Genomic DNA, 9,638 nt, shown 5'->3' with positions numbered 1-9,638 from the left:
ATTTAAACATATCAAAATTTTAAGCACCCGGAAGTACAATACTATTTTAATTAATAATTGTCCCATGTAAATAAATATTTGCCTTTTTCCCTATCAAGACTATGGATGAAAATTCAATACATTTTTAACTTAAATATCTTTTAGAAAAAAGCTTTCGGCTTCGGATGAAGAATGCCGATAGCGGCAAGATTACGGTTTTAAATCTGCTGGTCCCACCTTATAGATCTTATTTGGTTTTCAGGCGTTTCAAGTTCCCTCATTATCTCGTGGGAAAGTTTGTCAGAAGGACCACTGTGAAAAAGTTTTAGGTAAATTTTTATGCGAATTGTTTTTTCCGCGAAGTCTTTTTTTATGCTGAAGGTTATGATTTTTATTCCGTGTTTTTTGAGAAGATCTGTCAGGACAGAAGGTGAAAACGCGAGGTCTGCTTCGACGATCAAGAATCTGTAAGTGTCTTTTGTGAACTTCTTCTCCAAACCATGTATAAACATCAACGTGATCACCGACAAGGCAGTTGATAAAAGGGCTATCTGATAGTAACCCGCGGCTACCGCCATGCCGATTCCGGCTGTGACCCAGAGAGATGCCGCGGTCGTCAGGCCGCGGACGTTGAATCCTTCTTTCAGAATTGTTCCGGCTCCGATAAAACCGATTCCGGTGAGTATCTGCGCCGCTATTCTTCCCGGGTCGGCAGAACCGTTGTTACCGAAAGACATGGGAATCTTGAATGAAATTATCATGAAAAGGGCCGATCCCAAGCAGACAAGTATGTGGGTTCTAAGCCCGGCCGCTCTGCCGTGGACGTCTCGTTCGATTCCTATCAGAGCGCCGAGGATTGATGATACTATCAACCTCAAAAAAAGATTAATATCCACTTTTCTATTATATCTCCGAAAAACTGGCGTGAAAAAGAATTTTTTCTTGAAGAGTTTAAATTTTTATATGTGTCGCAAGATTTGAGCCACGATTTTTCGTCTTCTGAAAGCTTGCTTGTCTTCCCTGCTTTTGAAATTACTTTCATAGGACTCTAAAAGTTTTTTTGCGTGTTTTTTCAATTTCTCATAATTTTTATCTAAACCCTTGAAAAGTGTTAGATACACGTTTAAAAAATAAAAATCTTCAGGCAGTTTTGCCTTTTGGTTTTTTACGAGCAGTTTTCTCAGATATATGAATTTTTTTTGCTGTCCGATTGAAAAATAAACATAACACAACACCGCGAGATATTCGGAGATATTTTCCTTCTCATCGTCTTTTTCCAGTTTGCCGAACGTTTTTTTATATTCGGGGAGGTAGTTTTTCAGTGTTTTTCTGTCGAGAATTTCTGAAGACCGTAACAATAAAAGCTGAAGAAGGTAATACCGCATGTTTTTTATGTTGAGCTCTTTGAAAACCTTGTGTGAAATTATCAAATATTCAACTGAATTCGAGACTTCGTTTTTGTTGTAACTGACTTCCGCCAGACCGAGGTTGTAATAACCCTCCCCGAGTCTGTTTTCTATTTTCACGTTCAATCCATGGTATTTGTCGAGCCATTTAAGCGCGTCTTCGTTTTTGCCGAACTCGGAATAGTAGGTTGAAATGTTGTAGGAAGTTATGGCTTCTCCCAGGAGATAACCGGTTTTGTGGTCAATTTCGTTTGCTTTTTGGTACGAGGTCAATGCTTTTTGGGGTTGTTTAACGTTGTCGTAAATAACTCCGAGGTTGTTGTAGTTCGTAGACAAAAAGGTCAACCATTTCCTTTTTTTTGTAACCTTTTCAATTTCCAGCCTTATCTTTAGGGCTTTAAGCGATTGTCCGTTGTCGTTGAGAATGTCAGCCAACTTGCCGATGTAGTTCAGGTATTCGTAACTTTTATTATCAGTGATGAACCTTTTTGCTTTTTTCAACATCAGTTTTGCGTCTTTAATGTCTCCCAAAAAATAATGTACATCAGCGAGATTCATGTATGTGTTGAAAAGCTTTTTTCTTCGATCGGGTAAACTTCTGTTTTTAAGTGTGAGAGAAAGAGCATTTTCAAGATGCTCTTTTGCCTGCCTGTACTGACTCACTCGAAATAGCTGGTTGGATAGTTCAAGCCGATAGTCGATTTTTTGAGACGTATCCATAGAAATTTTTCTGGCGTCTTGAAAATACTTCTGGGATTTCCTGTAGTTACCGATTATTCCGTGTATTCTCGCGTTGGACATGAAGTAGTCAAAAAGCGGTTTACTTTCAGGCCTGTACAGTTTTTTTTGGAGAATTTTTGCACACTTGTCCAAATACTCAATGCTGTGGTGAAAAGAATATCTCTTCATGTCGTGAATTGAAGAAATATAATTGTACTTGAATGCTTGTTCCCAATTTTCCGAAGCCTCAGCGTGGTGTGCGAGAAGATGGGCTTTTGAAATTTCATTAGGGTAAAGTTTTTTTAGGTAGTTGAAAATTTCTCTGTGAAGCATGATCTTTTCTTCGTTCGAGAGATTTGAATAAACCGAATCCCTTATCAGAATGTGGGTAAAAGAGTATTCTCCTGGTTTTGTTTTTGTGACAAAATTCCTTTCCAAAGCTTCTTCGAAAGCTTTGAATTCGTTTAAAAAGCTGATTTTGAAGACCATATCCTTTGAAAAACAACATCCTGCCGCTGAAGCCAATTCGAGGAGTCTTTTTGTTTTTTCTTCCAAAAGGTCAAAACGACTTAAAATAATTTCTCCAATGGATTGTGGAATTTCGAAGTTTTTTGGAACTTTTCCTCTCCAGGAGTTTTTTTCTCTCCAGACGACACCTTTTTCTACCAGCATTTTTGAGATCTCTTCCAGGAAAAAAGGATTTCCCTGGCTGTAGTCAATTATTTTTGTTTTCAACACATCTGGTATGTTTGCGATTTTAAGGATAAACGAAATCATCTTGTCGGATTGTTCTTTTTCAAGAGGCATGAGTTCTATTTGTCTGACTATGGAAATTTTTTTGAATTTTTCCAAAAATTCATTTAATAGATTTAGATGTTTTGAATATCTGGCTATCATCAGAAAGGATACTCTTTGATACGGCAACTCCGATAAAAGAGCAAATATCATTTCAAAAAGAGGTTTACTGGCCCAGTGCAGGTCTTCAAAGACCAAAAACAACCCTTCCGCTGATGACGAATTAATCTTGTATTGAGTTAAATCTGTGATTATCTTCAAAAGAAACCTTGTCTTCTGGGTCTCATTACTTTTTTTGTGAGTTTCAAAGAGGAATTCAGATAATACTTGAGCCGCCAATTTAAAGTAAAAAACGCCTCTTGTCTTTAAATAATTCTCAAGGTCGGAAATTTTTTCTTTTTGCAGAATTTCTGGGAACAAGTTTTGAATGAATTGTCTGACACTGTAAAAACTGTCGGATCCGTATGAAAGGGTTTTGGTCTTTATTTGTAACGATTCTGAAAAATTATTTTTTAAAAATTCGTCGACAAACCTCGTCTTTCCCACCCCCGGCTCTCCGGAGATGAATAACACGGAAGGCAGTATTTTTCTTTCTTTGAAGAAATTCAAAGCTTCTTTCATTTCCCTATTTCTGCCGACAAGAGGGATCTCCGCCCATCGAATCCCCCTTCTGCTCAGGCGTCTTTTCTTTGCGGAAACAAACCTGTAAACGGCGACACTTTTTTTCTTGCCTTTGAAATTCACTTCTGCTTTGAATCTGAAGTTGAACTGGTGAGAAGTGTTTTTCACCACAACGTCGCTCACATAAATTTGATTTTTAGGACATATCTGCTGAAGCCTGCTCGCGACGTTGACAGGGTCTCCAACGATGGAAAGAAAACTTGTCCCTTCGATTTCTATAGCGCCGGTGAGCACAAGTCCGGAATGCAGCCCGATGTGAAATTCTATCGTGACGCCTGTTTGGGAGGAAATTTCCTTTGACAGTTTTGAAATTTCGATTGCCCCGAGAAGCGCTCTTTCGTCTTGGTTTTCTATAGAAGAGGGAAAGCCAAAAGAAAATATTATTGCGTCGCCTGCCAGCTGGTATAAATGACCTCCGTAGCTTTTGATAATGCTGTTTGATTTAAGAAAAACTTTTTGAAGGATTTTTTTGACGTTTTCTGGGTCGGAATTTTCAGCTATTGATGAGAAACCTGCTATGTCGACAAAAAGAAGAGAGCAATATCTGCGCGATGTTTTCATCCTGGGTCAGAATCTAAATTCAGCCCAAACATTCAAACCTACGTTCCGAATCTTTCTGCCGGTTTGTCTGTCCTCGTTGATAGAATAGGTGCCATTTAGACCACCTGTCGCGTTTTGTGAAAAATTGTAAGAAGCGGTCGGTGAAATCGTGTAGTTGGACCTATAGGATATTATTTCTCCTGAAGTCCTGTAGGATTCTTTCGCTGTGTTGAAAGTGTAGTTGATAGAGAATGTCATCAGAGAGTTGAACCTGAGGGTTCTGCCGAAAAGAGGCAGGCCCCCCGGAGCTGAAAAGGTATAACCTAAGGTGGCTGAAATAGCGTTGTTTTCCTGTCTCGTTAGAGTTCTTATGACGCCGAGGTTGTCTATGTCGTTCTGGGTTCTGGAAGTAGAAAAAACTGTCGAGAGTCCATTTCTCCACCGAAGTTGAACAGATACAAGAGGGGAAAAGTCTATCCCTTTCGTCTTTCTCGTCGGATCTTGATCTTCTGGTCCTGATCTGGTTCTCGTAGAGGTGAAGCCCGTAGAAACCGTTGAATTCTCAAGAGCTCTGATTTGCAGAAGTTTCTGAAAGTTTAAAAAATTCAGTACGAATCTCGGCCATGTCACCGATTCTGTGTATGTCATGTTGCCGATGTTGCCGCCTGTGTTTTTAGACCAGGCAAAATTAACAGATGATGTTATGTACGTGAAATTGAATCCCGAACTTCCCGTGAAGCTGTAAGTCCAGCCGAAATAGTCGTTTGGAGAGACGTATTTGCCTGTTGATACTGGATCTATGTTCTCGACCAAACCGAGCTGGTATTTCCAGTCGGGCGTCATCGTGAGCCTGTAAAGACGCGTCGTCCTCGTTCTCGATGCAGTCAAACTCACAGGAGTTATGCTCCTGCCGAGTTTTCCGAGGTTGAGAAGCATCCACTGGGGAGACCCGACTGACGCCGCGGAATCCTTGCTCTCGTCTCTTATTCTTCCTGCGAATTCGAGGGGTTGAACGAAACTTATCGTAGTGTTGAAAGAAAGCGTGTTGGTGTTTGAGACGTTGAAAATATCCGTCGTGTCGTAGGTCATGCGAAGCTCTGGGCGGGAGTCTTCAGAATAGTTTGTCTCCCAAGAAATTGTCGGTCTTATAAAGGGAAGGGGCAATGAGCTGTACCTCGCTGAAACCCTCTGTGTTTTTATAGTCTGCCTTCCGAATATGTAATCATCTAATTCAAGGTCCCTGCTCTGGGAAACCGAATAAGTAATGTTCATGGGTTTTAAAAGGTTGTAACTAAGGCTCATCGTAGAGTTGAGATTTCTCTGAAGCAGGCTTTGAAGGAGTTGACCGGAGGTGTCTGGAATAAGATGCGAAGAGACTTTTGTATAGGAATAAGTCGAGGTGAAACTTATGTTGTTGAAAAATGTCCCTATTTCCTGGCCGGCGATGTTCAGCGGTTTGATATGCGGGCTGATTGTCCATGAATAGACGGCTGTTTTGACCCAAGATGAATCGGCTCTGTTGTAGGAGAGGTTGTTGACGTTTGTCCATGAGTAGCTGAACCTCGAATGGTCAATTATAAGCGAAGCTAAAGCGTTCAATGTTTTTCCGGACTTTGAAAAAGCGAAAGAAAAATGCCTGGTCTGGGAATTGGAAGACTTGTCCCTCGACTCCTGACCGTCGAGCCTTATGTCCGAACCCGGGTAGAATTTTGGTAGGTTTTCTGACATGGTCAGAGAAGCAGTGAACGGGAAAGATATAAGCCATTTTGAAGGGAATATTTTGCCCCCTTGAAAAATCGCTGTTCCGGAATAATTTGTCGTCGTGGAGCCGCTTCCGGTTTGATCTGTTATCTTTTGGTAATCCGCTTCGTACTGTGAACCTGTCAGGTTAACTGACAAGACATCGCCGAAAGACATTCCTACGCTGAGGTTCGCGGCTCTGCCGGTCTCACGGTAAGGGGAGACGAGCCTGATATCGTCTATCCACAACTCACCCTCTATCCCTGTGATCTGTTCTTCGCTGACAACGCTCATTGTCGTCCTGTTGATTTTCGTCAGCGAGGGTTTGTTCGCTCCGTAAGTCGTTACGTAATAGTTTTCAGAGTTCCATGTTCCGGTGGTGTCGCCCTCTATGGATTTTTTGAGGTCTATGAATTTTTCAAAATCTACAGTAAGTTCCTGCCAGCCAGTCGGTATGGGTGCTCTGTATTCGTAGAAAGAGAGGGTGTCTCCGCCGAATTTTATCGAAAAATAACCGTCCTGTCCTTCTCCGTGAATGTATAGGAGCATCCTTCTGTAGTTATTGTAGTTGTCTTCAACGACGGTCGCGTAGTAGCAGCCTCCGACTCTGTTGTAGCCCAAGTTTCTGAAGACGAAAGCCATGGATTGTTCTTTTTTGGTGTTGCCGTAGTTGTCTTTGCCCGGGTCAAAGGGTGGAACGTAAGAGGGGTCGTCGTAGTTGTTGCGGGTTGTCACCTCAAAAAACTCCTGGGGGATCTCTATTGCTGTCGAATCCAAGGAATAGACATCGTTTCTTTTCCACCTGTTTCCGGATACAGAGATTCCTCCGAAGAGAATCGAATCGGTCTGGGAAGAGAAGCTGTCAACCCATATTCTCGCGTATCGGATTCTCTCCCAGTCCGGAGATCCGACGTATGTTCCGACGCCGCTGTCGTGGAGTGGAATTTTGTAAAGCCTCCAGCCATTTCCTCTGTCTATGTCGAGAAAAGTCGTGTCCCCTGGGACGAAAGTGTATTCTACGTAATCCCTTGAAAGGTTTAAAATTCCGTCGCCGTTCAAGTCTTCGGTGTCGAGAATTGTGTTTTCCTCTGTGCCTTTGAGCTGGCGATACGTGGAATTGTTTACCTGATCCGGGTAGTCGTCGTTCCATTCGTCTCCCGGGACGTGATCAGAGTCCCTGCCTTCGACTTCGTCAAGTCCCACGTCTTCACCGATGTCGAGGACGCCGTTTCTGTTTCTGTCTTCTGTGTTTAGGACGCCGTTCCAACCGCCTATCGAGTCTGAAACCCCTGTTCTTCTCGCTACGTCTTCTGTTATGTTGTAGCCCAGATCTATGTTGACTCTTCCCCTGTCTCCGTAGACCCAGACCTCCAGATACCTGAATTGGGAAAGGTCCGAGCCGGTCTTGGAGATGCACTGCTGAAGAGAGGCATAAGAAGAAGTTGATCCGTTTCTCGGCTGAATTACGAGGCTCAAAACCTGTATTTCATCGTCCCTTTCCGTCTCGGGCAGATTTGGGAAAAGGTCTCCTTTGGAAAACCAGTCGTTGGGGCTGTACCAGTAAACCATTCCGAGATCGGATGTGTCTTTGTAGGTTGGAGCGTTGTTGAATATATCGTCTGGTATACTGCCGAAATGCCAGTTAGCCCTGCTGACGCCGAGGTTCAGGGACATTTTGTTTCCGTCCATGTCGTCTAAATACACGAATCCTTTCGTGTTCGGGTTCGGCATGGAAAAGGCGACAGCTCCTCTTATCGTCAGGTTTGAAGGGGAGGAAGAGCTTATCAAAGGCAGGATGTCGACGGCTTTTGTCATGAACGACGGAGAGAAGACCATGCTCGCGTCTACCGTTGCCATGGTGATGTTTCTCGGTTCGTTGCCGAGCTGTGGGTGTTCTTCTTTTGTGCTGACGCTTCTGTAGAGAGTTGTCACTCCTATGTTTACAGCAGGGGAAACCCTGTAGTCAAACCTGACTCCGAGAAGAGATTTGTCGGCGAGGCTGATGAAAGGAGCGTATTGAAAATCGACGTTGACCACCGCGTTCACGTCGTTGACTTTGTCTGTGAGGAAGGTGATTATCCCTATGTCGTAATCTATTGTGTAATCGACATTTTTGACCAACCTCTCGCCGTTGACCGTGACGACCTCCGACCCTTCGAGAATGTTCATGGCGCCTAAAGAGAAGACGTTTCTGATGCCTTTGTATGAGACGACAAGTTTATATTTTCTGCCGACGTTGGTCGAAGTAGTGTCGTAGATTATAGAATCCGGCTCAAGGAGTGCAGAGCTGGCGAATGGGAAGGGAAGTGTGTCTGGAAAAGCGACGAATCCCCTGTCGTAATCGACGTTGCCGTCGTCTATGTATCCGTCGTCATCGTCGTCCAATCCGAGAAGCTTGAGGTAAGTTGTAGAACCCTGAGTCTCTTCGTCTATCCCGGACCCTGTGTTGTGTTTGTATATCTTCAGTTCGAAGCTTCCTGGGACTATCGCCGTCGAGCTCAGAGAATACCTGTTTCTGATCTGAAGGTCCCAAGTCGGAAAATAAGTCCTTTCGACAGGCGGTTTTATTACTTTGATATCGATTGTCTGGGAAGTGTCGTATTGGTCGCGGACTGTCCCGACTGTGTCCGTTCGGTAAAACTGCCCGCCTGGCGTATTTCTCCTGTTTATGACGTAGCAGACTCCGAGGGCGTAGTTCTCGTCGAGAGGCACCCTCAACTCGATTGTTTTAGTCTGGTAGTTGAAAATGTAAAAATTGTCGGATCCCGCCTCTTGAGGGTCGAAATACCCGGGAGGAAGCAAAGTATCGGAGTACTGGGTCTGGGTGTAAAAATGAAAATCGCCCCTTATTGCTCCGGTCAGAGCGTTATTGGTTCCGTTGTTGTCGTCAACCCATACTATTAGTTTGGCTATGGAGTCATACGGGTTGACGTCTCCTATGGAATCTCCGGGCAGACCCAGCCAGAAATACTGCCTTCTTATGTAATCGGTGTCCCAGAGGATTATCGTGTCGACAGATGCCCTGCCGACAAAAGTCCTGCTCTCTGCCTTTCCTTCTTCTTTTGTCGCTATGGCTGTGATGTTGACTCCGGCTATCTGCATTTCTGATTTAATGCCGAAAAGACCCATCTGGATCGGGGGCATCCCGATAAGCTCTGTTCCCGGCAGGGACAATTGGGTGTGCCCCATTTCAATCAGGTGTATCAATTCGTCCTGATCGCCTCTGTATTGAAGCCTGATTTTGTTTTTTAAATCCGCCTGTGCCTCGCTGTTGTGATCGACAAAGACGTTTATCTTCTGACCGATGGTGCCCTGCAGATTGACGTTCAACTGCTGTTTCATTTCGAGTTCCGGCAGAAAATCGTTCTGGGTGTATTCTGTCTGAACGGCGTTTAGGTCTGTGGATTGGCTTCCGCCGAACTGAATTCTCTGGGAGCCGTTAATCCTTAAATTGCCGCCTTGACCTATGAATCCGGCTATGGCAGTCGGCATCCTTATCGGCAGTTCTATATCAGGTATCAGTCCTTGGTTGGAGAAGACCTGCTGCTGCTGAAGATATGCAACCGTGTAGTCGGCGAGTTTGTTTTTAAGCGAAAGTTTGTAGGCGTAATTTTTGAAGTCCTCGACGGCGACAATGTTCTCAGTCCAGAGAGCCATCGAGTCGTAAAATACCTCCTCGATCAGAAGGCCTCTTTCCGGAAGTATCGTCTGGCGGAATTTTAACCTTGTCAGATTTCTGAAAACATAGTCATGAAGCATTTCTCCTATTGGAGAGAT

At 43.7% G+C, this 9,638-nt stretch carries 3 protein-coding genes; all 3 read right to left on the bottom strand.

Annotated features, from left to right (window positions below):
• Positions 1-197 precede the first annotated feature (197 nt).
• Positions 198-875, bottom strand: a complete 678-nt coding sequence (locus tag JXA84_02125) for an MgtC/SapB family protein (GenBank protein MBN1149998.1) — start codon at positions 873-875, stop codon at positions 198-200.
• Between the two features lie 63 nt (positions 876-938).
• The gene (locus tag JXA84_02120; GenBank protein ID MBN1149997.1) at positions 939-4,142 is read right to left on the bottom strand and encodes a tetratricopeptide repeat protein; all 3,204 of its coding nucleotides are present in this window, start codon (positions 4,140-4,142) and stop codon (positions 939-941) included.
• A gap of 6 nt (positions 4,143-4,148) precedes the next feature.
• On the bottom strand, positions 4,149-9,620 hold the full coding sequence (gene sprA, locus JXA84_02115; GenBank protein MBN1149996.1) for a cell surface protein SprA: 5,472 nt from the start codon (positions 9,618-9,620) through the stop codon (positions 4,149-4,151).
• Positions 9,621-9,638: the final 18 nt, after the last annotated feature.

The sequence above is a fragment of the candidate division WOR-3 bacterium genome (genome assembly GCA_016926475.1).
Lineage (GTDB): Bacteria > SDB-A > SDB-A > SDB-A > SDB-A > JAFGIG01.
This window is presented reverse-complemented; position numbering and strand designations above follow the sequence as displayed.